The sequence below is a fragment of the Micromonospora sp. C95 genome (genome assembly GCF_018070465.1).
GTDB lineage: Bacteria > Actinomycetota > Actinomycetes > Mycobacteriales > Micromonosporaceae > Micromonospora.
In genome coordinates this window covers 37,931-61,427 of record NZ_JAGPXT010000013.1, presented here as the reverse complement: position 1 = coordinate 61,427, position 23,497 = coordinate 37,931, and the positions used below count along the sequence as shown (strand labels likewise).

Annotated in this window: 21 protein-coding genes; 8 read left to right on the top strand and 13 right to left on the bottom strand. The window is 70.6% G+C overall.

All coding sequences use genetic code 11. The features are described 5' to 3' along the window. Positions 1-5 precede the first annotated feature (5 nt). From KBX00_RS16895 to KBX00_RS29695, 8 genes are all read left to right on the top strand, one after another. Positions 6-1,898 (top strand): hypothetical protein, encoded by a 1,893-nt coding sequence (locus KBX00_RS16895; protein WP_210828067.1) that lies wholly within the window; start codon positions 6-8, stop codon positions 1,896-1,898. 53 nt (positions 1,899-1,951) lie between these two features. Continuing rightward, positions 1,952-3,652 (top strand): B12-binding domain-containing radical SAM protein, encoded by a 1,701-nt coding sequence (locus KBX00_RS16890; RefSeq protein ID WP_210828064.1) that lies wholly within the window; start codon positions 1,952-1,954, stop codon positions 3,650-3,652. Positions 3,653-3,662: 10 nt separating this feature from the next. After that, on the top strand, positions 3,663-4,439 hold the full coding sequence (locus tag KBX00_RS16885; protein WP_210828062.1) for a creatininase family protein: 777 nt from the start codon (positions 3,663-3,665) through the stop codon (positions 4,437-4,439). Positions 4,440-4,501: 62 nt separating this feature from the next. Then, positions 4,502-4,792: a 4Fe-4S binding protein gene (locus tag KBX00_RS16880; RefSeq protein WP_307868760.1), complete on the top strand. Its 291-nt coding sequence runs from the start codon at positions 4,502-4,504 to the stop codon at positions 4,790-4,792. 76 nt (positions 4,793-4,868) lie between these two features. Beyond that, on the top strand, positions 4,869-5,498 hold the full coding sequence (gene tmk, locus KBX00_RS16875) for a dTMP kinase (protein ID WP_210828060.1): 630 nt from the start codon (positions 4,869-4,871) through the stop codon (positions 5,496-5,498). A gap of 101 nt (positions 5,499-5,599) precedes the next feature. Next, a complete protein-coding gene (locus tag KBX00_RS16870) occupies positions 5,600-6,634 on the top strand; it encodes an SIS domain-containing protein (protein ID WP_210828193.1) in 1,035 nt (344 codons plus the stop codon). 176 nt (positions 6,635-6,810) lie between these two features. Further along, entirely contained in the window at positions 6,811-7,782 is a 972-nt protein-coding gene (locus KBX00_RS16865) for a hypothetical protein (RefSeq protein ID WP_210828059.1), read from the top strand. After that, positions 7,779-9,656 carry an N-acetylmuramic acid 6-phosphate etherase gene (locus KBX00_RS29695; protein WP_210828057.1) on the top strand — a complete coding sequence of 626 codons (1,878 nt, stop codon included), beginning with the start codon at positions 7,779-7,781 and terminating at the stop codon, positions 9,654-9,656. Before KBX00_RS16865 ends, KBX00_RS29695 begins: the two co-directional genes overlap by 4 nt. 25 nt (positions 9,657-9,681) lie before the next feature. Here the strand turns inward: KBX00_RS29695 and KBX00_RS16855 are convergent, their stop codons facing one another. The 13 genes from KBX00_RS16855 to KBX00_RS16795 form a co-directional block, all read right to left on the bottom strand. Next, entirely contained in the window at positions 9,682-13,074 is a 3,393-nt protein-coding gene (locus KBX00_RS16855; RefSeq protein ID WP_210828055.1) for an SIS domain-containing protein, read from the bottom strand. 184 nt (positions 13,075-13,258) lie between these two features. Then, positions 13,259-14,284 (bottom strand): SDR family oxidoreductase, encoded by a 1,026-nt coding sequence (locus tag KBX00_RS16850; RefSeq protein WP_210828053.1) that lies wholly within the window; start codon positions 14,282-14,284, stop codon positions 13,259-13,261. A 1-nt stretch (position 14,285) separates the two neighbouring features. Continuing rightward, positions 14,286-15,515 carry a beta-ketoacyl synthase gene (locus KBX00_RS16845; protein ID WP_210828051.1) on the bottom strand — a complete coding sequence of 410 codons (1,230 nt, stop codon included), beginning with the start codon at positions 15,513-15,515 and terminating at the stop codon, positions 14,286-14,288. Then, positions 15,512-15,772 carry an acyl carrier protein gene (locus KBX00_RS16840; RefSeq protein WP_210828046.1) on the bottom strand — a complete coding sequence of 87 codons (261 nt, stop codon included), beginning with the start codon at positions 15,770-15,772 and terminating at the stop codon, positions 15,512-15,514. The genes KBX00_RS16845 and KBX00_RS16840 overlap by 4 nt, the downstream gene beginning before the upstream one ends. Beyond that, positions 15,772-17,022 (bottom strand): acyl-CoA dehydrogenase family protein, encoded by a 1,251-nt coding sequence (locus tag KBX00_RS16835; protein ID WP_210828045.1) that lies wholly within the window; start codon positions 17,020-17,022, stop codon positions 15,772-15,774. Before KBX00_RS16835 ends, KBX00_RS16840 begins: the two co-directional genes overlap by 1 nt. A gap of 8 nt (positions 17,023-17,030) precedes the next feature. Next, positions 17,031-18,287: an aspartate aminotransferase family protein gene (locus tag KBX00_RS16830; RefSeq protein ID WP_210828044.1), complete on the bottom strand. Its 1,257-nt coding sequence runs from the start codon at positions 18,285-18,287 to the stop codon at positions 17,031-17,033. Continuing rightward, on the bottom strand, positions 18,284-18,736 hold the full coding sequence (locus KBX00_RS16825; protein WP_210828043.1) for a type II toxin-antitoxin system RatA family toxin: 453 nt from the start codon (positions 18,734-18,736) through the stop codon (positions 18,284-18,286). Before KBX00_RS16825 ends, KBX00_RS16830 begins: the two co-directional genes overlap by 4 nt. 27 nt (positions 18,737-18,763) lie before the next feature. Next, a complete protein-coding gene (locus KBX00_RS16820) occupies positions 18,764-19,261 on the bottom strand; it encodes a hypothetical protein (protein WP_210828041.1) in 498 nt (165 codons plus the stop codon). Then, positions 19,258-20,208, bottom strand: a complete 951-nt coding sequence (locus KBX00_RS16815) for a hypothetical protein (RefSeq protein WP_210828039.1) — start codon at positions 20,206-20,208, stop codon at positions 19,258-19,260. Before KBX00_RS16815 ends, KBX00_RS16820 begins: the two co-directional genes overlap by 4 nt. Then, on the bottom strand, positions 20,205-20,966 hold the full coding sequence (locus KBX00_RS16810; RefSeq protein WP_210828037.1) for an ABC transporter permease: 762 nt from the start codon (positions 20,964-20,966) through the stop codon (positions 20,205-20,207). The genes KBX00_RS16815 and KBX00_RS16810 overlap by 4 nt, the downstream gene beginning before the upstream one ends. After that, on the bottom strand, positions 20,966-21,910 hold the full coding sequence (locus KBX00_RS16805; protein WP_210828036.1) for an ABC transporter ATP-binding protein: 945 nt from the start codon (positions 21,908-21,910) through the stop codon (positions 20,966-20,968). Before KBX00_RS16805 ends, KBX00_RS16810 begins: the two co-directional genes overlap by 1 nt. After that, complete coding sequence (locus tag KBX00_RS16800) at positions 21,907-22,707, bottom strand: ABC transporter permease (RefSeq protein ID WP_210828035.1); 801 nt, start codon at positions 22,705-22,707, stop codon at positions 21,907-21,909. Before KBX00_RS16800 ends, KBX00_RS16805 begins: the two co-directional genes overlap by 4 nt. Then, positions 22,704-23,486 (bottom strand): ABC transporter permease, encoded by a 783-nt coding sequence (locus tag KBX00_RS16795; RefSeq protein WP_210828034.1) that lies wholly within the window; start codon positions 23,484-23,486, stop codon positions 22,704-22,706. The genes KBX00_RS16800 and KBX00_RS16795 overlap by 4 nt, the downstream gene beginning before the upstream one ends. Positions 23,487-23,497 lie beyond the last annotated feature (11 nt).

The window sequence follows — 23,497 nt, the reverse complement described above, 5'->3', positions numbered from 1 at the left end:
CACGGATGTTGACGACGCGGCCGCGGCTGCGTCGGTTCGGCTCGACGGGTCTGACGTTCCCTGAGGTCGGGCTTGCCGGAGATCCCGCCGAGTCGGACCTCTGGACCGCGGCGTACGACCGAGGTGTGCGCTTCTTCCGCGTCGTCCGGCCGGGGCCGGTGTGGCCCAGCGCGCCCACGGTGCCCGAGTCGTTCGCCGCCCGACCCATTGCTGCCGCGGCCATGATCGGGAGGTCGCCGCTTGACGACCCGCCGGACCTGGTCCTGCTCGAATTCACCGGCACGGACACCGGCGCCGACACCGACGGACTCCACCAGCTCGTCGAGCTGAAACACCGCCACCGGTTGCGGACGGTCGGTGCCGCGGTGCGGACGGCAGCGGAGCTGAGCACCGCGATCGAGGTGGCCGGGCTGGACGCTGTGGAGCTGCCCTTCAGCGCGGTCCGGCAGGAAGTGCTCCTCGAGTGCCTTGGACGGCTGCGCGGGTGGGGCGGCGCGGTGATCGTACGTAACCCGCTGGAGGAGGGTCTGCTGGCCGCCGGAGGACCACCCGGGCAGAATCTCCCCGCGACCGGGACACCCGCGGTCGACGCGCGCGCCGCCGCGGCCCGCGAGCTTGTCGGACGGTGGTCAACGGCTGGTCGGGCCGTCGCCGAGACCGCGTTGAGGTTCGCGTTGCTTCCCGAGGTCGTCTCGGTGGCGGTGCTCGGCCGCCACGAGCTGGCCGGCTTCGTCGGCGCGTCGCCATCGGCCCGCAATCCGACGACCGCGGAGCTGTCCGAGGCGGACGCGGTGCTGCGCGCGCATGGGCTGGTATCCGGGCTCGTCGACGAGCTGCGCCCCCGCCCGCTGCTGACCGTGGTCGACCGGCCCGGTGCCGGGCACGCTGCGGCCGCGGTCCTCGGGCGGCCGTTGGCTATGGGATCGCTGCGCCTGGCAAACCGGATCGTCCGGTCCGCGACCACGGAGCGCGCGGTCGATGCGGACGGCCTGCCGACCCGCGACATGCGGCGCATCCATGAAGAGCTGGCCGCCGGTGGCGCGGGAATGGTGGTCACCGGCTATCTCGCGGTCGACACCTCGGTACGGGCCAGCATGAGCCACGGTGTGCTGCGACCCGGACCGGCCGTGCCGGCCTGGGCGGAGATCATCACCGCCTGCCGGGACGCCGGCCCCGCACGGATGTGTGCCCAGCTCGGCCACGGTGGCGCGCTGGCACTCGGCGGGTACGACGAGGCCGGCATCGTGCGAGCATTCCGGGACGCGGCCTGCGCCGCCGCCGAGGCGGGTTTCGACGCCGTGCAGGTGCACGCCGCACACGGCTACCTGCTGGGACAGTTGGTCGCCAAGGCGCCACCACTGCGGCGGCGTCCGGTACGACACGACGGGCTCGAAACGACGCTGCGGGTCCTCGATGAGACATGCGCCGCAGTACAACCGGACCTGGCGGTGCTGGTGAAGGCGAACGTCTCCGACTTCGTCCCGGGCGGTTACGACGTGCCCGACGCCGACGTCTTCGCTGACGCGCTGGCGCGGACCCGGGTGTCCGCGGTGGAGTGGAGCGCCTGGACACCCGCGGCGAGGCCCTGGCTGTCGCCGTCGCGGCTGGGCGAGGCGGACGTCAGATCCGAGGGCTACTTCGTGCCGTTCGCCGGCCGGGTGAAGGCGCGTCACCCACACCTGGTCGTGGGTTCCTGTGGCGGTTTCCGGACCGCCGCAGGCATGGCTCGCGCGGTCACCGAGGGGGGCACCGACTTCGTCGCGCTCTCCCGTGCGCTGGTGGTCGAGCCCAATCTGCCGGCGAAGATCCTCGCCGGCGTCCGCCAGGGCGCCTGCGACGGCTGCAACGAGTGTCTCGGCAAGAGGATCCGGCCGGTGCACTGCCCACGCCAGGGGTAGCCAGCGCTGGCGGCGATGGGGAACGAGTTCGCAACCGAGGGAGGTAGGTCCAGATGAAAAGGGTGACGCTCGTCCTGCCGTCGAGTGATGAGAAGCGCTCCTCCGCTGTGTCGCAGGCCGGTGCCGAGCACCTCGGCATTGGCTACATAGCGGCGTACCTGCGCCAACGAGACGTACCGGTCAAGATTCTGAACTTCCAGGTCGACAGCTACATCTCCTACTGGGAACTGGCCGAGAAGGCGCCGGTCAAGGACGCCAACGACTGCGCGGAGCAGATCCTGGCGACCGAGCCGGAGATCGTCGGCATGTCGATCACCGGCATCACGATTCGCGAGGCGTTGGACATCTCGTACCGGCTCAAGGAGCTGCGGCCGGAATTGCTCATCGTCTGGGGCGGACACCAGGCGTTCTACAGCGCTCGCGACCTGCTGCACCGCGAGCCGTGTGTCGATGCCGTCGTGGCCAGCGACGGGGAGATCACCATGGGTCGACTGGTGGACGCGATGGCCACCGGAGCCGAGCTGCGGTCGATCACCGGCCTGTACCTACGCGGCGAGAAGGGCCTCATGGTCTACACGGGCCCACCGCCCGAGCCGGCCCTCGACGACCTGCCCGAACCCGCCCGCGACACGCTCGAAGAGATGATCTCGCGCGGCATGAACATCACGGACGCGCGGATCTCGACGAGCCGCGGTTGTCCATTCAAGTGCACGTTCTGCGTGGATCCGTCACTGGGCTACCGCATCAAGTGGCGGGCGCGCAGCGCCGAACTGGTCGTGCAGGAGATGAAGAACCTGGTCGAGCGGTACGGAATCAAGTTTTTCTGGTTCAGCGAGGACAACTTCATCCCGCCTTCGAAGCGGGGTCGGCAGCGGGCCTCCGAGATCGCCGACCTGCTGATCGAGTCGGGGCTCAAGGTGGGATACCGGGCGCTGCTGCGTGCCGACGCCATTAACGGCGAGCGGGAGCTGATCGCCAAGCTGATGCGCAGTGGCCTCAGCTGTGTGTACATCGGCGTCGAATCGGGATCTCCGCGGCGCCTCGAGTACTTCAAGAAGCACGAGTCGCCCGAGGAGTACTACGCCGTACTGCAGCAGCTCCGGGAGGCTCGGGTGGGCCTGCAGATCGGGTTCATCATGTTCGATCCGTTCACTTCCTGGCAGGATCTGAAGATCGACGGCCACTTCCTCCACTCGGTCGGCCAGATGTACCTGTACTCCAACTACTGCCAGACGCTGGACGTCTTCCCCGGTACGGAAATCTCCACGATGCTGATCAAGCGTGGGATGCTCGCGGTGGACTTCAGCTACGACTCTCCGTACGACGTGTACGACTGGGAGGTCGCGGAGATCGGCCACCTCGGGAAGGCGTTCATGCGCGGCTACACTGCCGACTTCATCGAGATCGACAAGTTCTTCCAACGCTTCGCCGTGGTCGATGTGCCGGCGTTCTGGCGGAGGGCGCACAACGGCGACCTCGGCGAGGACATGGTGCGACGAATCCAAACGATCGCGGACAAGCACCTCGGTACGCTCAACGACACGGGACTGCAGTTCTTCGAGTCGGCGCTCGACATCGCGATGACGGACTGGAGCGAGGAGGCGTTCGACCGGCAGCGAATCGCGCATCTGCATCGGTCGGCGGAGATCCGCGAGAACCTTATCCGGGATCTGGCCACCCTGCCGCCCGACATCACCTCCAAGATCACCTGCCTGACCGGGACCGCCGTGAGTACCGTCGCCGAGCCCTGCTGACTGGCTGGACATGGATGCTGGAAGACTGACCACGACGGATGTGGCCGGCGCGTTCCGCGACGGCGACCCCACCGCGGTGTTGGTGACAGGTGCGTGCGAACAGCACGGCCCCCATCTGCCGCTGGACACCGACCGGTTCCTCGCCGAGCGGGTCGCGGTGGCGGCCTGCTCGTCTTCCGGCGATCACGTGCTGCCGGCGTTGCCCTTCGGCTACAACGAGAAGGAACTGTCGTTCCCGGGTACCGTCTCCGTGCCGGCCACCACCTACCTGGACCTGCTGGTGGGGGTCGGGCGGTCGGTGCGCAGATCCGGGTGGAGCCGGCTGGTGATCGTCAACGGCCACGGGTGGAACAACGACCTCGTCCGGGCCGCGACGCATGTTCTGAACGAGGACCCCACGTTCCGGGTCGCGTGCTGCTCGTACTGGAACCTCTGCCTATCCGAGGTGCGCGAGCTGCGCGAGTCACCCACGCCCGGCGGCATGGCGCACGGCTGCGAGTTCGAGACCTCGTTGATGCTTCATCTGCGGCCGGAGAGCGTCCGGACGGAGCTAATCGAGGACGAGATCAGTTACCGACGCCTGCCGGGTCTGCACCACGATCTGGTCGAGAAGTCCCCGATGTTCATGCCGGAGGTGTTCGACCAGCTGTCGATGAGCGGTGTCATCGGGTCGCCATCCCTGGCCACGGCGGAGAAGGGCCGGGTGTGGTTCGACGCCGCCGCCGAGCGGCTCTCCTCGTTCCTTCTCGGCTTCCGCGCCGCCTTCCCTCGAAAGGACGCACTGTGACGTGGGTCATCACCCGGCTATGCCAAGACTGTGTCGACATGTCGTGTGCGGAGGTCTGCCCGGTGAGCTGCATCGTCAAGCCGGTTCCCGATGCCGCCGCCGACCTGCCGAACCAGTTGTTCATCGATCCTGACGGGTGCATCGACTGCGGGGCGTGTGAGCCGGAGTGCCCGTGGGAAGCCATCTTCGAGGATGAACATGTGCCACCCGAGCTGCTCGACGACATCGCACTCAACGCGCGCGTAGTGAAGCAGCGCGCACTGTTCGCGGTGCCGGACGAGGACGCGGCGGGTAGCCGCCCGACGCCCGAGCAGGTGAGTGAGAACAGGCGTCGATGGGGGGTGGTCATCTGACGGGTCGGCATAGCTAGCCTCCGATCAGTATGCTCGGCGAATAGGTACCGGGTCGGCCAGTGATCAGGGGGAGATCATGGGGTTGCCGAAGTTCGTTTCCTTCGCGGGCATCGATGGGAGCGGCAAGAGCACGCAGGTTGCGGCGGTCGCCGCGGCGCTGGCGGGGCGCGGGATCGAGGTGGTCACCTCGAAGACCAGCCTGTCGGCGACCTACAGCATCTTCCATCTGGCCGAGGAGATGTTCGGCGACCCACATTCCTACCATCCAGCGATACCGCCGACACTTCGCGAGTTCGTCATCGCCTGCGACGTCGTCCAACATTCGCGGCTGAACATCGAGCCCCGGCTCGCCGCCGGCCAGACGGTGATCTGGGACCGTGGCCCGCTCTGTTACGAGGCGTACGCCCGGGCCTACGGCGTCGATCCGTTGTGGATCATGCGGATGCTGCGACTGGTCCGCCCGCCGGAGGTGACGTTCCTGCTCGACGTGGACCCGGCGCTGGCCTGGAAGCGGATCGTGACGCGCACGGAGAAGCCGGCCCAGACCAACGAGCACGTGCGCTTTCTGCGTACGTTCCGTGACGAGTACCTGCGCCTGGCGCAGCAGTGCCCCGCGGTGGTGGTGTTGGACGCGGAGCGCCCCGCCGAGGAACTCACGGCGGACATCCTGGAGCGACTCGTCCCCTGTTCGGTGAGCGAACGCTGAGCGTGCGTGTTTTGTTGCGGCAGCAGCTTGGTATGCGCAAGAATGAGCAGATGGTTTCCGGTAACGCGCACCCTACGAGCACCAACGGGATCGGCGTCGGCATGGCCACCGACATCAGCGAGCAGCCCGAGGCGTTCGCCCGGCTCGTCGCGCCGGGCTCGGCCGCCCGGATCGCCGAGGTGGCGGCAGTCGTCGCCGCGCGCCGACCGCGCCACGTGATGCTCACCGCCCGCGGCACCTCGGATCACGCCGCGCTCTACGGTGCCTATCTGGCCGAGATCCGGCTGGCGCTGCCCGCCGGCCTGGGCTCTCCCAGCACCGTGACGTTGTTCGGCACCCAGGCCGACTACTCCAAGGCGCTCGTCATCGGGGTTTCGCAGAGCGGCCGATCGCCGGACCTGTGCGAGCTCGTGAAGGCGGCGCGTAAGTCCGGGGCGACCACAGTGGCCATTACCAACGAACCGGACTCATTGTTGGCGCAGAACGCCGAGCTGGTGATTCACCTCGACGCCGGCGTGGAGCGAGCCCTGCCCGCCACGAAGACCTACACGACCGAACTGCTCGCGCTGCTGATGCTGATCGAGGGCGTGCGGGCCGGCGACGGGCGGCTACCGGAGCCGGAGGCGTCATTCCTCGCGACCCTCCCCGAACTCGCCGCGCGGCTCCTCGAGGACGACGGCGCCGAGCCGATCGCCTCGCGCCTGCGTTTCGTCGACAGCCTTGTCATCACCGGCCGGGGCTACGGATATCCGACCGCCCGGGAGGCGGCACACAAGATCATGGAGACGTCGTACCTGCCGGCCCTCGCATACTCCGGCGCGGATCTGTTGCACGGTCCGCTCGCCGTCACGGCCCCGCGCGTCCCGGTGCTCGCCGTCGTCGGGCAGGGCCCCGGCGGTGTCGCGATGAGCGAGGTCGTCGCCCGGCTCGCGGCCCGGCAATCCGAGGTCACCGTGGTCTCGTCGACCGACGTGGCGGGGGCCCACGACCGGCTCCACGTTCCCGGCGTGGATGAGCGCTACAGTCCGCTGCTCGACATCCTGCCGCTGCAGCGGCTGACGCTCGCTCTGGCGGTGACCCGGGGCAACAACCCGGACGCCCCCGAAGGCATCACCAAGGTGACTCCGACGCGATGAGCGGCACCGCCACCCGGCCGTGCGGTCGCGGGTGGCGAATCCGCACGCGGAAACGGGAGGCGTGACCGACAGCCGCGTTCGGCGATGCTCCCCCGCGGCTGGTCGAGCCTTGTCCACCATCGACGCATCCGGAAAAATGCACGTCGTAGAGGCGGGCCCGGCGGGGGGTGCGAACGGTGCGGTACGAGCAGGTATCCCTTCCCTCGTTCGGACCGGGAGTGTCGCCCGCCGCCATCGTCGACGCGGTGTCGCGGTGGAGCACCTCGCCACCGCTGCGGGACCTCGTCGAGGCCTTCGGCGCCAGGTTTCCCCGTGGCGACACCGGCGTCATCCTGTCGTTCCTTGACGATTTCACGGCCGAGAACTGGGATTATCGTCGGGGCCGGGAACGCCTCGACGCGGACGAGCCGACGTTGAGCGCAGACATGGTGCGGTTGGTTGAGGTGGCGACCAGAGCGTTGGGGTTGCGTGACGTGCGCCCACCGCGCCGGACCACGTACACCCATCTGCTCCTGCTGGGGGCCGTCGCACCCGCGTGCCTGCAGCGGGTGTTCTACGCTGGGCACCTGGTCTCCGCCGGCACGGTCGCTCCGGGCACCGTCACCGGGCTCGGCAGTTTCCGGCGCCTCCGCGACGTGGAGCTGGCGCCCCTTATCGAGTTGGGCCTGGACGGCTGCGCGTACGAGATCGACGTGCTGGCCGCCGCCGCGCAGATGGCGTTCGGACTGGACCAGCCGGACAAGGTCGTCGAAAGTCTGCACACCGGCCCGGAGCTGAACCGGTCGTGGTCGAGCCGACGGTGGTCCGGCCCTGGTCCGGAGGTTTGCTTGCTGGCTTCCCCATCCAGCGCACCGGACACCCGTCGTGCCTCTACACAGGACACTCTGCGGCACTGGGTGCGTGAGGTGGCACTCGGTCCGGTCGACCGGGTACTGATCATCACCTCCCCCATCTATGTGCCGTACCAGCACTGCGATGCCATTCGCATCCTCGCCCTGCCGCAGGGCTGTGAGGTGGAGACGGTGGGGGTCGACCCCGCGACCATTCGCCAAGCCCTGCCCGTTGTGCGGTATTCTCCCGGCAACTATCTACAGGAGACCCGGTCAGCCGTCCGGTCAATGCGCCTGCTGTACGAGGCGTCCGCGTGACCGGCCGTGCCAGGATTCCGCCGACGGAGCGGCGCAATCCCCGTACGCACTATCTCGACCGGATGCCGACCGTCGAGCTGGTCTGCGCCATCCACAGCGAGGACGCCACCGTGCCCGGTGCGGTTGCCGCCGCCCTGCCGCAGATCGTGGCGGCGGTCGATCTAGGGGTGGACGCCCTCTCGGCGGGTGGTCGTCTGCACTATGTCGGAGCAGGCACGTCCGGGCGTCTCGCCGTCCTCGACGCCGCCGAGTTGCCGCCCACCTACGGCGCCGCCGGCCATCGGGTTGTGGCGCACCTGGCGGGCGGCCCGGCTGCCCTCCTGTCCGCCGACCCGTCAGCCGAGGACGACCCGGAGGCCGCCGCGGAGCGGATGGCCGACGCTGTCCGACCCGGCGACGTCGTGGTGGGTGTCACGGCCAGCGGGCGTACCCCGTTCGTCGGCGCCGCTCTGCGCACCGCCCGCGCCCGCGGCGCCTGGACCGTCCTTGTCTCCAACGACCCGCAGGCGGCGCTGGCCGGGTCGGCCGACGTGCACGTGGCGGTGGACACCGGCCCGGAGGTTGTCACCGGCTCCACCCGGATGAAGGCCGCCACGGCGGCGAAACTCGTCCTGCACACGCTCTCCACCGCGGTGATGGTGCGGCTGGGCCACACCTACTCGAACCTGATGGTCGACGTGGCGGGCCGCAACGACAAGCTCGACCGTCGGCGGGTAGCCGTGGTCGCCGAGGCGACCGGTGCTGCCCCGGAGGCGTGTGCCGAGGCATTGCGTCAGTCCGGGTGGAACGTGCGGGCCGCCGTCGTCGCGATCCTGTCGGGGCCGCAAGAATCAGTCCGGGACGCGGTGGACGGCCGGGTAGGGGTACCGGCCGACGTCGTGGCCGAGCTGGGGCGCGGGACGACCGCACCGGACCGCGCGGCACCCCGCGCTGGCCCCGGTGACCGGGAGCCACTGGTAGTGGGCCTCGACTGCGGTGGCAGCGGTACCCGGTGCGTGGTGGCGACGGTTGGCGGCAGGATCATCGGCCGGGGCGAGGCCGGCGGGGCGAACCCGTGGTCGGCCGCCGCGCCCCACGCCGCGATCGCCGCCGCGCTGCGGACCGCGCTCGCCGACACCGATCCGCGTCGCGTGGTCCGCGCCGTGGCGGGCATGGCGGGCGCCGGCCCGGCCGGCCGCCCGGCCGCCACTGCGGCGCTGTGGTCGGCCTGGCGCGACGTCGGGCTCACCTGCCCGGTGGACCTGCGCACGGACCTCGAGCTGGCCTTCGTGTCGGCCACCGCGCACACCGGTGGCCTGGTCCTCGTCGCCGGCACGGGTGCCGCCGCGGCGGCAGTGCGACAGCTCCGGCTGGTCCGGCGATGCGACGGGCACGGCTGGTTCCTCGGCGACGATGGGTCGGCCGTGTGGTTGGGGCGGGCGGCTGTGCGGGCCGTGCTGGCCGCGCTGGACGGCCGTGCGCCCGAGACGGCGCTGACCGCCGCGGTGTCCGGCGCCCTCGGTATCACCTCCGGCGACGGCGCTGACCTGCGCCAGACGCTGGTCGCGCGGATCAGCCCCTCGCCTTCGGCGGTCCTGGCGAGCCTGGCCCCGGTGGTCGCGACCGCCGCCACCAGCGGCGACGAGGTGGCCGCCGGCATCGCCGCGGACGCGGCCGACCGACTCCTGCAGGCGTTGGCGACGGTGGCCCCGGACGGCCCCGCGAGGGCGCCGACGGTCGTGCTGGCCGGGTCGGTGCTGCTCGCCCCGGGCCCGGTGGGCACGGCGGTGCAGCGCGGCGTCCGGGAGCGCTACGGCGTCGGCCCGACGACGGCCGACGACCCGGCCCTGGGTGCGGCCCGGCTTGCCGCCGCCCAGGTCGCCACCGGCGGTTGACGAGTGGCTCGGCGCACCGTCGGGCTCAGTTCATCCCGGTCAGGAGCCGGACCACCTCATCCACGGAGCCCAGGAGAACCGCCTCGACCGGTACGTGCGCGAGGCTCGCAATGGCGAACGGCGTGTCGGCCTCGGTGACCGCGGCCCTGATCTCCGCCAGGCGCGTGCCGGTCAGTTCGAGTACCTCGGCCAGGTGGGCCGGCTCGGCCCGGTCAACCAGCGTCACGTGCGCGAGCGTGAGCGAGTGCACGCGCGCGCCGGTCTGCTCCGGGACCATGAGGACCAACCGACCGTCGCGCACGCCGCGGACGAGCCGCACCATGCGCGAGGCCACGGCGAGCTGCTTCGAGCCGCTCAGCTCGGCACCGTCGTCCGCGCGACTGGCCAGATCCCGCGCGACGCCGGTCTTGCGCAGAACGCGCAGGGTGGCACGGCCGGAGGACTGACCCAACTGGTATCGGATCGTGCCGTCGACATGGCCGACCACCCGGGCGAAGGCGCGGAGTGCGAGCAGCACTGGATAGCTCAGGACGGACAGATCGCCGCCGGCCTCGACAACGGCCACGGCAAGCGCGTTGTCCAGCAGGTCGGAGTCGCCGCGCGAGGTGCCGACGGTCACCGTCTTCGCCTGGTGTTTGACCGAGTCGATCGAGCGCGTCAGCTCGTCGGTGGTGGCCGTGAGCTGGGTACGCACAAAGTCGACCGGATCGGCGACGGCGACCGGCAGTTCCGGCAGAACCGCCGCGCCATGCCGCAGCAGCGACGCGGCCTGATGCAGGCGTAGGGCGACGTCGCTGGGAAGAACGCCGCGGACACTGCCCTGGGCCGCCTCGGCGAGGAACTGGTGGATGCCGCCGCATGCGGCGTCCATCTCGTCCAACGCGACGCGGCCGGCATCGACCGAAGCCTCCAGCGCGGCGAGGGCCTCGCGCAGCGGTTCCGCGGTGGCGTCGATCGCCCGAGCGGCGTGGTAGGCGAAGAGGTGCCCGGCGGCGGTGCTGAGGATCCAGGCGTACGCCGGGTGCGCCGCCGGCACGCGGATCACCCAGTCGGTCGCCCACGGCAGCTCGATGCCCTCATCGACGACGACGACCGGTTGGTTGCGGTGGGCGGCGAAGATGTCGACCTCTTTGGTCAGGTCTCGCAGCTGCCCCGGTGGTGTGCCGGCCGCACAGACCAGGACGAATGCCTCCGCTGACAGGTCGACGTGCTTCTTGTCCTCGACGGCGTCGGTGGAGACGGTCTTGTAGCACAGTTCGGAGAGCTTGATGCGGGTCTCATCGGCGGCGACGCGGTTCGGGCCGGAGCCAACCACCGCCCAGTGCGGGTGCCGGATCGCCACCTGCGCGATCTCGGCCATCCTCGGTCCGAGGCCGCCCAGCGTCTGCAGCTGTTGCGGCATTTCCTGCAGCGCGTGCAGCATCAGGTCTTCCAGCTCCGGCGAGAGCAGCTGACACAGCCTGGCGATCTGCAGGGCGAGCAGCGTACCGGTGGCCGCCTGCGAGTAGAACGCCTTCGTCGAGGCGACCGCCATCTCCACGTCGCGACCGTCCGACGTGTACAACACGCCGTCGGCCTTGTGGCTCAGATCGCTGTCTCGGCGGTTGACCACGGCGAGCACGGCGGCACCGCGGGCGCGTGCCATGTCGATGGCGCGGTTGGTGTCGGTGGTCGAGCCGGACTGGCTGACCGCGACGACGCAGACCGACGACATGTCCGCTCGCAGCTTCCAGGCGGACAGTTCGGTGGCCGGCATCGCGGCGACGGTGAGGTGCGGGTGCAGCAGATCGTTCGCCACGTTTGCGATGCCCTCGCAGGCGACCGCGGCCGTCCCCTGACCGACGAAGAGAATCTCGCGGATCTCCCCGTCGGCGAGGCGTTTCCGGATGGTCTGCGGCAGCGCGGATTCGCCTAGTGCGACGGAGAGCCGCTGGCCGTCGTCGGCGATTCGGCCACGTAGGCTCTTGCGGAACGAGGACGGCGCCTCGGTGATCTCCTTGACCAGGTAGTGGTCGAACTCACCGCGCGCGACGTCCCGCGTGGTGATCTCCGCGGTGGTGAGGTCCGACTCGGCGACCGGCAGGGCGCGGCCGAGCATCGTCGCACGGTGTAGTCCGGCGAGGGTGCCGGCACGCGCCCGGTCGAGCACGACCACCGTACCGGCCTCGCCCTCGTCGGAGAACCTACCATCCATCCGTAGGTACCGATCGGTCCAGCCGACCAGGCCATACACCTCGCTGGCCACCAGGAAACAGCCGGGGGCGAAACCGACGTACAGGCCCTGGCCGCTGCCCTTGACGACGAGCATCAGGCGGTCGGCGGCGAGGTCGCCCTGTGCCGCGATCGCGAACGAGCCGTGGTAGTTCCGAACGCACGCGGCGATCGCCTGTTCGGGCGGGTGGCCGGCCTCCATCCGCTCTGCGAGCATCACCGGGATCAACTTGGCGTCGGTACTGATTCCGGTGGACGAGGCCGGCAGGTTCAGCTGGCCGCGCAGCGTGACGTGGTTATCGATGTCACCGTTGAGAGCGGCGGTCGCGAAGCAGGACCCGTCGCCGGCCGGCGTGGTGCTGTCCAACGGGTGGGCGTTGGCCTCGCTGATCCGGCCGACGCTGGCCCACCGGGTGTGCGCGACGACCGTGACCCGGGCGCTGGGCAGATCGAGCACGGCGTGCAGGTCGTCGTCGCCGGCCATGGCGGCGCGCAGGTACGCGACGTTGTCACCGAGCCGACCGATGACCGAGGCGCGCTTGTACACGAGTGACACGCCGCCGCGGAAGTGCGCCGCCGCGCGATGGCGGAAGTCGCCGTCGACCCGGTCCCGTAGCGCGGCCGGCACCCGCGCGAGGTCGGCATCATCGAGAGTGACCCACACCTGGACGCCCGCCGAGTCCCTGCCGCGCACCTCCAGCCGGTCGACGGCGTCCAGGACCGCGTCGACGGCGAGGTAGCTGCGGGCCTGGTTCAGGGAGATCATCCGGTGCCGCGCGAGCTCGGCGATCCGCAGCGCGGCGCCGATCCTGTCCTGCTCTATCGACCAGAGGAGGTCCCGAGCGGCTACCGCGTGCTGCTGGACCTGCTCCAGCAGGTCAGCGTCCCATCCGGCGCCGGTGTCGTCGAGGGTCCGCTCGGCCACGGCGAGCCAGCGGTTCAGTGTCGACGTCCGCGCCGCGACAGCCTCGCGCAGCTTTCCTTCGCAGGCTAGCCGGTGCACCGCGGTGGGTGCCGTGTACAGGTCCAACGCGGCCGCGAGCTCCTTGACCAGACCGTCGAGCGCGGTGTGCAGATCCATCCCGCTGGGCCGGTCGGCCGCGGGGTCGACGTGCGGCAGTTCCGGCAGCACGTCCAGCAGTTGCCTGTCGGAGACCGCTGGCAGATCGCCGTCGTAGTCCGGTAGCGCCGCAGCGATCCCGCACATGCATACCCCTCATGTCGGCTGGCCGTCTCGTCGGACGGCGTCGGTCGGTCAGAAAGCCCGACGATATCTCATCGCGCAAGGGGCCTGCGCATTACAAGCCTTTTCGAGCATCATAGTGTTTGCCCGCATACGCAGGAGACCGATTTGATCGCTTTTCGTCACCAGATTTTCGATGGGCGTTACCTCAGCGTGGCTCGATGAGCGCCCATGGCTGCGGTTCACGCGCCGCCAGCCGCGGCTTGGCGTCCGCCCAGTACCGCACCGACGAGACCAGGACGTCGAGCGGATCCTCGACCGGCCGCGTCGGCGTGAACGGTCGCCGCATGCTGGTGTAGCTCTCGAACATGCCGAGCAGGTCGACCGCGCTGCGCTGGATCGGCGACAGGTACTGGTCGGCGAGCGGAAGGAAGAACCGGTGCCAGCGGTGCCGCGAGATCAGCGGTGGCTGCGCTATCGGCGCCGCACCGTGCCTGGCCCGCCAAGCGTTCAGCTCCCGACAGGTGACCTCGACCAACGTGGCGAGGCGCATGCTGTGTTCGCCGCCGGCCACCACCTCGACGACCGGGTGGGCCGGAGCCGTGCCCAGCGCAGCCTCGACGATGACATCCGCGACCTGGTCCACCGGCGCGATCTCGGCGTAGCCCTCGGGATCGCCGACGACCACCGCGGCCAGCCCGGAGACGAGCGACTGCAACAGGGTGTACGGGCCGCTGAACCGCCGTATCGCGCCGTCGCCACGGCGACCGAGAATGAGCGGTGGGCGCAGTACGGTGACCGGGCCGGCGTGCCGGTCGACCACGAGCGCCTCACCGGCCGCCTTCGACCACTCGTACCCGTTGCGATAGCCGTCGAACTGCTCGGTGCTGTCGTCCTCGCCGCGCTCGCCGCCCACGTACGCGGTCGAGACGTGCACGAGGTGGGTGTCCCCGGTAGCCAGTTCGAGCACGGAACGCACCGGCGCGACGTTCGCCGCCTCCGCCTCCGCCCGGGACAGCGTCCAGCGGGTCGACGCCGCCGCGTGGATGATCACGTCCCAGCCACCCCGCAGTTCCGCCGGGGCCGGCTCCGTCCCGATCCGCCAAGCGACCACCAAGCCGTCCGCCGCGGGCCGCCGGGCCACCCGGACCAGCCGCACGTTGGGGATGGAGCCCAGCCGGTGGGCCACCTCCGAGCCGACGACGCCGGTCGCGCCGGTCAACAACACGCGCACGTCACGGCTCCGGTACGAGGACCAGCGTGGCGTTGTGCCCGCCGAATCCGAACGAGTTGGTGAGCACCGGCGCCACCGGAATCCGGCGTGGCTCGTCGCGGACCAGGTCCAGCGGACAATCCGGATCAGGCACGGCCAGATTCGCTATCGGCGGCACCACGCCGCGCCGGGCCGCGAGCAGGGCGACGGCGGCCTCGAACGCGCCGGCCCCGCCGATCAGGTGCCCGGTCACGCCCTTCGGCGCGGTCACCGGCGGAGGTCGACCGCCGAAGCAACGGACGAGCGCGGCGGCCTCGGCCCGGTCGTTCAACGGCGTCGCCGTGCCGTGTGCGTTGACGTGTCCGATGTCGGCCGGTTTGAGGCCCGCGTCCACCAGCGCCGCGTCCATACAGGCGGCGGCGACCGTACCATCGGCGATCGGGGCGACGATGTGGAACGCGTCGGTGTTGCTGCCGTACCCGGCGACCTCGCCGTAGATCCGGGCCCCTCGCGCCCGCGCCCGCTCCCAGCGCTCCAGCACCAGGAACGAGCTGCCCTCGCCCATCACGAAGCCGTCGCGGGTCGCCTCGAACGGGCGCGAAGCGCCGGCCGGGTCGTCGTTGTGCAGCGACAGTGCGCCGATCCGCGCGAACGCGGCGACTATGATCGCGCCGATCGGCGTGTCCACGCCGCCGGCGATCGCCATGTCCACCTCGCCGGCACGCAGCTTCAGCGTCGCTTCCCCGATCGCGGTCGCGCCGCTGGCGCACGCCGTGGCGTACGTCAGGCACGGCCCCCGGAAGCCGAAGCGCAACGCGATCCAGGCCGCCGGCGCCGTGGGCATCACCCGCGCGACGCTGTCCACCGGCATGCCTGACGGGTCCGTGTCCCAGCCGAGCGCGATCATGGTGCTGGGCAGGATGCCGCCGAGTCCGGTGCCAAGGAACACGCCCGTGCGGTCCGGTGCGGCCGCACCCTCGGCCCCCGCGTCGGCGATCGCGTCGGCGGCGGCCGCGACCGAGAGCTGCGCACCCCGGTCCAGGCGGCGGATCTCGCGCTGGTTGAAGTAGGCCGCCGGGTCGAAATTTGGCACCGGGCAGGCGAACTGCACGGCGAGGTCTCGGGCGACCAGTTCCGGCACGTGTACCGCCCGGGACCGGGCGTCCAGCAGGCAGTCGAACGCGGCGTCAACGCTCGTACCGGCCGGGGTCTTCACACCCAACCCGGTCACGGCGACCCGGGGCCGGCTCACGGCTGCGCCTCCAGCCGCCGGGTCAGCAGGTCGGTCGCCTGCCCCACCGTCTCGACCCCGATCAGCTCACGCAGATCGAGGCGGATGCCGAGCGCTGCCTCCAGCCGAGCGCCGATCTCCATCAGCTCGAGGCTATCGATCTGGTATCCCACCTCGAGGTTCGTCGACTCGTCGATCTCCTCCACCGGCGTGCCGAGCACCTCCGCGACCTTGGTCCGCACCAGCGTCGAGAGTTCCGCCCGGGACGGCATCGTCATCATTCCCCTTCCCCTGTTCGCGCGAGTTCCTCCGTGAGGCGCGGCGCGTTCTCGTCGAGATCCAGGTGCGCCGGCAGGCCGAGCGCGCTACGACCCAGGTACTGCAACGTGGGCAGGCGGGTCGGCGGATGAAAGCGGACGGCCTGGGCGTCACGCCAGAGCCGTTCGAGGGGCGCCAACCGGGAGTACGCCACGCCGCCACACGCCTCGGCCAGCGCGCCGACCGCGGCCGGCACCACATCCATCGTCTGTTGCTTCACCGCCAGGCAGGCGGGCAGCACCGCCTGCGGCGCCACCCCGGCGTCGAGCTGCCCTGCCAGCTGGGCACACGCCGCCTCCAACGTCAGTAGCGACGCCACCTGCGCGCCCACCACGCCCTGATAGCTCGGCACCCGGGCGCGCTCGACACCCAAATGGTGGAGGACACCGCGGGCGAGTAGCTGTCGCGCCGCCGACACCGCGGCTCGGGCGACGCCGAGGTAGCAGGCGGACGCGGTGAGGCTGAACCAGACGACCCCGGCGGCCAGCACGTCGTCGTCCTCGTCGCCGGCGGGTGCCCGGTAGAACACCAACTCCTCAGGAACGTGGCAGTCGGTGAAGACGAGCGTGTCCGAGCCGGAACCGCGCATCCCGAGGGCGTCCCAGGACCGCTGCACGGTCAACCCCGGCGCGTTGGTCGGCAGCAGCGCGACCATGACGTCACGGCCCCTGCCGGTGTCCATCTCGACCTGGAACGAGACCAGATCCGCCTCGGCAGCCAGCGAGCACGGCCGCTTCGTACCCGACACCAGGTAACCGTCCGGGGCCGGCCGGGCCAGCAATGTGGACCTGCTGACCGAGCCGCCCAGATTCGGCTCGGCGAAGGCGGAGGCGAGCAGTCGCCGCTGTGCGGCGATGGCCTCCAACAGCAGCCATGACACGTCGGTGCGGCGGCGCCAGTGCTCGACCATCAACCCAACCGAGAACAGGTGCATGTTGACCGCGATAGCGAGCGCCGGATCGGCCGTCGCCAGTCGGAGTTGGCCTGCACAGCACTCCTGCAACGTCGCACCGCGACCTTGGAATTCGCTGGGTACCGGCAAGCCGGGCCAGTCCGCGGTGCGGAGCAGTTCCAGACTCTTCGCGGCCGGGCGCCCGTCCAGGTCGGCGGTCGGCGCGTCGACGGCGATCTCGGCGAGCAGCTCGTCAGGTAGGAACCGCGCGACGTCGGGCCAGATGGCGGCGCCGGTCCCGTACGGATGCAGGTCCACGAGTCTCCCTAACGGTTGCGGATCAGGCGTCCGGCGTCGCGGATAGAGCGGCTCAGGAGGTCCATCGCCCGCTCGACGTGCTCCGGCTCGGCGACCAGCGGCGGCAGCAGACGCAGCGACGACGGCCGGCTCAGGCACGGCGACACGATCAGACCGTTCTGGAGCAGGCTGAGCATGATCTCGCCGGCCAACTCCGGGTTGGCGAAGTCCAAACCCCACAGCAGGCCCTTGCCGCGGACCGCGACGACAAGATCCGGGTACGTGTCCCGAAGCTCCGACAGCGCCGCCGACAGCAGCGCCGCCAACCGGTCCCCGCGCGGCTGGCAGGAGGCCATGACCGCCAACGTCGCGGGCACCGCCGCGGTGCACAGCGGATGCCCGCCGAAGGTCGCCGTGTGCAGGAACGGGTCGGTCGCCATCGGCCGGTACAGGTCGTCGGTGCAGAGCATCGCCGACACCGGTACGACCCCACCGCCCAGTGGCTTGCCGAGGAGCACCGCGTCGATTTCCAGCCCCCACTCCCGCGCGACGCTTCGTCCGCCGCACCGGTGCAGCCCGGTCTGGATCTCGTCCGCGATCGCGTACCCGCCGGCTCGGTGTACGTCGTCGCACCAGCGGCGTAGGACCGCCGGGTCGAGCGGCCGCACCCCGTTCTCGCCCTGAATCGGCTCGAACACCACGGCCGCGACGTCGCCGCGATGGAGCTCCCGGGCGACCCCCTCCGGGTCGTCCGCGGGCACGAACGTGGTGGGCGGCAGTGCGTCGGGCAGGCCGGCTCGAAACGCGGCGTGGTGGGTGAGCGCCAGCGCGCCGAGCGACTTGCCGTGGAAGCTGCCGGTCACCGCGAGGACCCGCGGCCGTCCGGTACGAACGCGGGCCAGCTTGACGGCGACCTCGACGGCGTCCGCGCCGTTGAGACCGAAGTGAACCCGCGGGAACGCGCCAGCGAAGTAGTCGACCAGCGCGGTGGCCGCTGTGGCGTGCGTCGGGTTGCCCATCGAGCGAGTAGCCGTCGGCATCACCTGGAGCTGCTCGCATACCGCGGCGACGACGGCGGGGTGCCGGTGACCGAGCAACGTGACCGCGTACGAACCGAAGTCCAGCAGCCGCCGGCCGTCGGACATGGAGACCCACACGTCCGCGGCGGCGACCTCGACCGCGCCCCGTCCGGCGAGCTTCGTCGCCAGCGCGAGCGGCGGCGACAGATGGTCCTGAACGGCCCGGAACACCCGGGCGGCGATCGACGGCCCGGTGCTGGTGGTCATGGCCCCGCCGGCCGGACCACGGCCGCCCGTTCCCCGAGCTGTTCGAGGATGCGCCGGGAGTTGTCCTCCAGCGCGCGCGCCGCGACCGGGTTGAGCATCTCGGCCATCAGCGGGATGCCGATGTCGAACTCCACGTGCAGTTCGACCGTGCAGCCGTCGTCCCGCTCGGTGATCTGCCAGTGGCCGAAGAAGTACGCCAGATCGCCCTCGGTCTGGCGGAACTCGATGCGCCGGCGGTCCTCAATGATCAGCTCTACTTCCTGCCACTCCAGTTCCGAGCCTTTCAGCAGCACCTTCCATGCGCTGATCCGGCGGGCGCCGTCGTGTTCCAAGATGCGGATTTCGTTTACCTCGTCCATGTACGAGGCGAATGACTCCACGTCCAGCAACGCCGCCCAGACGCGGTCGGCTCGCTGCTCGGTGTCATGGCTGGTGTTGACGATCGGCATCGTGCGCTCCTCCGGTTCCGCAGAGCTTCAGAATTCCCACTGGTTCCAGTCCAGGGGCGGTAGGCCGTGCGCGGCCCGCAGCCGCTCTATGTCCCGGCCGATGCGCACCGTCGGGAAGTACCCGGCGGCGCTGCGCATCACGGGCACCTCGAAGGGCAGCCGGGACCGTAGGTCGGCCACCGGCCCGGTGACCAGCCGGCGCGCCGTATCGGCGTCGGCACGGGTGGCACCGACCGGCACCGGCAGCGACCGCAGGGCCTCGATCGCGCCGCCGGTGCCGAACGCGATCTCCAGAGAACGTTCGACCTCGGTCGGCGGGCCGACGTACCCGTGCGCCACCTGTCCGCAGTACACGACCGCGCGCAGCGCCGCCGCGCACGACTCGACGCAGACCGCCCAGTCACCGTCGTCGTACGCGGCGTCGACGTCCTCCAGCCCGCTCTGCACAGCCATGGCGAACTGCCACGTCGCTCCCGTGCCGTGGGTGAGTACCCAGGTCAGGTCGTCGCCAGCGGGATTCTTCATCGCAGCACCTCCGCACACGCCGGGGGGTCGACCCGCATCGTCAGCTGGCCGGTACGTAGTCCGTGGAGCAGCTGTGCGGCGCCGACGTCCGCGACAGCCGCCGCGACCTGGCCCGCCACCGAGGTCCACTGCGGGAACAGCCGGCCGTGTCGGGTGATCAGGCACCGGGTACGCCCGACCGCGACCTCGCGGGCCTGCGGGCACGGTTGTACCCACGTCATCGCGAGTGGATCACCGAGCGGCACTCGCAACGCCGCGAGCAGCTCACGTAGCGCCGGTTCGGTGCCGGCCCGGTACCCGGACTCGACCAGAGTGCGACTGCTGAGCGTGCGAACCGCCCGGCGCGGCAGCCACTTGTCGCCGGTCGCCACGTCGCCGGCGACCCGGCAGGCCACCTCCAGCGCCTGCCGAGCAGCCCGCTGCCACAGGTACGCCGCAGCGGGTTGCTCGGCCAGCGTGGCCAGGGCGGCGAACTGCACCAGGTGCTCGTACGCGACGCGCGCCAGAAGCGCCACGACGGTGGCGCGGTCGCCCTCGGCGATCAGCGGTGGGCTCGACTCGTACAGCGGCAACGCGGTCAACCAGCGGGTCAACCGGTCCGCCACCGTGCGGTCCGGCGGTGGCGCCAGGGCGATCCGGCCGTCGGCGACGGTGGCCAGTGGTGTGCCGGTGTACCGGCTGACCGTGCTCGCCGGCATCTCCGCCGGGTAGTACTCCACGTCGACCGTGACTCCGTCGACGAACATCAGATAGGGCGGTGCCGGCTCCGCGATGCCGGGCCGAAAATGGTGAATGTCGATGTCGCTGCCCCGGTTTCCCAGGCCTACCGCCAGCGATCCGACCAGGTAGGGATGGCCGTCGGCGAGGACGCTGCCGGCCATGGCGAGCAGGGAATCGAGGTCGACGCCGACCACGCCCAGTGCCCTGCCTACGGTGTGATCGGTCACCATGGCTCCTTGGGTCGGTCCGGGCGCAACAGCACGGCTGCGATGACCGACAACGCCAGGGTCATCGCGCCAAGCACGCCCAGCGGCGTCGAGATTCCGGTCAGGCCGGCGCCGTCCACGATGACTGAGTGGAACCCGCGCATCGCCCAGTAGGAAGGGGTGAGCGGCGCGATCGGCTCCAGCCAGTCGGGGAGCAGTTCCACCGGCACGAGGGCGCCGCCGAGCCCGGTGATGACCAGTGTGGCGACGTTCGTCGCGGCCGCGAGCTGCACAACGGTCTGGCACAACGCCACTGCCAGCACGCTCAGCGCCAGCACGCACGCGGCGAACTCGGTCAGCAACACCGCCAGCGCCAGCGGGGAGCCGTGGACCCGCAGCTCGAACAGCGCGACGCCGACGGCGAGCACCGCGGTGAGTTGGACGAGCACGAGCAGGAACGGCACGACCAGCTTCGCGAGGACCAGCGTCAGGCCGGAGATCGGCAGCGTGCGCACCCGCAGCCAGGTGCGCCAGGCATGGTCGCGGAAGAACGTCATGCCCGCGTGCGCGGCCAGGAACAGCGCGAACATGACGGCGAAGCCGGGCACCGCGTGTTCGGCGCCGTTACCGGTCAGTGCGCCGGTCTGCGCCAGCGCGTTCTCGTACGTGGGCAGGAGGACCGCAATGAGCACCACCGGCATGACCGTGAGCATCGCGACCGGCGCGAGCTCTCGCCGCTGCACCCGCCACTCGTGCCGGACCATCGCGGAGAACGCCATCATCGGTCTACCAATCCCGCCCGGGGCGTGCGGTCCGCCGCGGACGCCGCAGCCGGATCCAGGTCGCCACCGGTCACCTGGACGAACACGTCCTCCAGGCTCGGCCGGCGGATCGCGACCCCGACCAGATCCCGCCGCCGATCGTCGAACCGCAGTAGCACGGCCGGCAGCTCGTCGACCGGGTCCGCTGCCGGAACCCGGATCACCTCGTCGGCCCCGGGGGACCGGAATGTCAGCTCGACGGCCGACTCGCTGAACCGACTGACCAGGCTGGCCACGCTGCCGTTGGCCAGCACCGAGCCCTGGTGCAGGATCACCACGTCGGCGCCGAGCTGCTCGATCTCGGCGAGGTAGTGGGTGGAATAGAGCACCGCGGAGCCCTCGTCGGCGAGTGCTTCGACGTGACCGAGAATCGCGCGCCGCGTGGCGGGGTCGACGCCGACTGTCGGCTCGTCGAGCAGCAGCAGTGGCGGCTTGCCGACGATCGCCATCGCACAGTGAACCCGGCGCTGCTCGCCGCCGGACAGTCGATGCACCCGCCGGTCGCGCAGGTGTCCGAGCTGCATCACCTCGATCGCCTCGACCACCGCGCGCTGACACCTACTGCCGCGGAGCCCGGACAGCTCCGCCCAGCTGCGGAGGTTCTCCAGAACGGTCAGCGACGGAAATACGGCGAGGTCCTGCGGCGCGATCCCGATCAGACGGCGCGCGGCGCGCTGGTCACGTGCGACATCGATACCACCGACCCCGATGAAGCCGCCGGAGAGCTGGACCAATCCGGTGATCGCGTGCATCAGCGTGCTCTTGCCGGCGCCGTTCTGTCCGAGTAGGCCGACGACCTTTCCCTGCAGGACGTCCAGGGACACGCCGCGCAGCGCGAGGTGGCTGCCGTAACTGACGACGACGTCGGTGACGGTCAGGAAGGGGAGCGGCGGCCCGGTCATCGATCGACCGCCATCCGACGCCGGTGCGCCAGTAACAGGGCGGGGATCGTGACCACCGCCGTCAATAGCACGATGAAGGCGGCGGCGGTCATGATGCGCGGGTCGAAGCTGAACCGTAGGCCCTGGAACGACTTCTGTGGCAACGTCGCCGCCGCGTCGTTGACCAGGAAAATGGCCAGCACCGGCTCCGCCAACGACAGCGACGCCGCCATCGCGGCCGACACCGCCGCGTATGGCACCAGCGGCGGCACGACCACCCGCAGGAGGGTCGTGTGCCACCGGGCGCCGAGCAGGCGTGCCGCCTCGACCTGTTCCGGGCGCAGAGCGTGCAGGCCGATCCGCATGACCAGGAACGCCAGTGGCGTCGCGAGCACGCTCTGGCCGATGACGACGAGTTCGATCGCGCTGAGCGGGATCCGGGCGGCCAGCAGGACCAGCCCCAGCGCGTAGAGGACGGTCGGGACGACCGCAGGCAGGATCATCAGCCCGGCAGTGAGAATCGACAGGCGACCCGTCTGCCGGACGTTGACATACGCGGCCAGCGAGCCCGCCGCGACGGCGAGCGCTGCCACGATGACGGCCATCACCAGGCTGCGCCGCGCTGCGTCCGCCCACGCCGGATCGGCGAGGAACGCCTCGATCGACCGAAGCGTGAGCCCACCGGCCCGCAGGGAGATCGTCGGGGCATCGCTCAGCCCGATCCATACCACCAGCGCGAGCGGGCAGGCCAGGAACGTGAGACAGAGGGCAAGTGCGGCTGTGGAGAGCTGGTGCCGCCAGGTATCGGGCCGACTCATCGCTGCCGCACACCGCGATCCATCGCCAGTGCCCCGCAGACCGGTAGCACCGCCATGACGAAGAGCATCGTCGCCTGTACCGCGGCCGAACCCAGGTCGAAGCTCTTGATCACGTTTTCCTGCACCAGGAAGCCGAGCGTGGTCAGGTGCGGTCCGGTCAGGTACTCCGGTACCAGGTACAGGTTCAGACAGAGGACATAGCCCATCACGTACGCCGTGACGAGGGCGGGCGCGACGAAGCCGAGTTCGACCAGGACAAACCGGGTCAGTGGTCGGGCGCCCAGCAGCCGGGCCGCCTCTCGCATGCGCGGGTCGATCCGCCGGAAGCTGTCCAGCAGGATCAGCGCCATCACGGGCATCACCACGTACGCCATCGCGAGCACGGCGGCGGACCGGGTGTAAAGGATCTGCGGCGGGTCACCGGGCAGAGCCATTGTCGTCCACAAGGTGTTGACCAGGCCCTCGCGCTCCAGCACCACCATCCAGGCGAGGATCACGACGAGGAGGTTCAGGACGAGCGGCAGGACGCACAGCGCCACCCCGACCACCCGGACCGCGTGCCGGGCGCGGGTCAGCGAACGGGCGACCGTGATGGCCGGCGGCAACGCGATCGCCGCGACGACGACAGCGAGCAGTACTGAACGGCCGGCCGCGGCTGCGCTCTCGCCAACGACCTGGCCGAGCCGTTCGGGCTCGGCGGCCAACTCCGCCAGGACAAGGCCGAGGGGCAGCACCAGTCCACCGACCATGAACACCGTCAACACCGCGGCCGGAGCCACGCGCCCGCCGG

Excerpts from the sequence above, each read along its gene's own strand:
- KBX00_RS16830 (WP_210828044.1), bottom strand. The coding sequence starts at position 18,287 with ATGACCACCAGCACCGGGCCGTCGATCGCCGCCCGGGTGTTCCGGGCC.
- KBX00_RS16805 (WP_210828036.1), bottom strand. The coding sequence starts at position 21,910 with ATGACCGGGCCGCCGCTCCCCTTCCTGACCGTCACCGACGTCGTCGTC.
- KBX00_RS16870 (WP_210828193.1), top strand. The coding sequence starts at position 5,600 with ATGGCCACCGACATCAGCGAGCAGCCCGAGGCGTTCGCCCGGCTCGTC.
- KBX00_RS16810 (WP_210828037.1), bottom strand. The coding sequence starts at position 20,966 with ATGGCGTTCTCCGCGATGGTCCGGCACGAGTGGCGGGTGCAGCGGCGA.
- tmk (WP_210828060.1), top strand. The coding sequence starts at position 4,869 with ATGGGGTTGCCGAAGTTCGTTTCCTTCGCGGGCATCGATGGGAGCGGC.
- KBX00_RS16840 (WP_210828046.1), bottom strand. The coding sequence starts at position 15,772 with ATGACGATGCCGTCCCGGGCGGAACTCTCGACGCTGGTGCGGACCAAG.
- KBX00_RS16825 (WP_210828043.1), bottom strand. The coding sequence starts at position 18,736 with ATGCCGATCGTCAACACCAGCCATGACACCGAGCAGCGAGCCGACCGC.
- KBX00_RS16800 (WP_210828035.1), bottom strand. The coding sequence starts at position 22,707 with ATGAGTCGGCCCGATACCTGGCGGCACCAGCTCTCCACAGCCGCACTT.
- KBX00_RS16820 (WP_210828041.1), bottom strand. The coding sequence starts at position 19,261 with ATGAAGAATCCCGCTGGCGACGACCTGACCTGGGTACTCACCCACGGC.
- KBX00_RS16885 (WP_210828062.1), top strand. The coding sequence starts at position 3,663 with ATGGATGCTGGAAGACTGACCACGACGGATGTGGCCGGCGCGTTCCGC.
- KBX00_RS16895 (WP_210828067.1), top strand. The coding sequence starts at position 6 with ATGTTGACGACGCGGCCGCGGCTGCGTCGGTTCGGCTCGACGGGTCTG.
- KBX00_RS16855 (WP_210828055.1), bottom strand. The coding sequence starts at position 13,074 with ATGTGCGGGATCGCTGCGGCGCTACCGGACTACGACGGCGATCTGCCA.
- KBX00_RS16890 (WP_210828064.1), top strand. The coding sequence starts at position 1,952 with ATGAAAAGGGTGACGCTCGTCCTGCCGTCGAGTGATGAGAAGCGCTCC.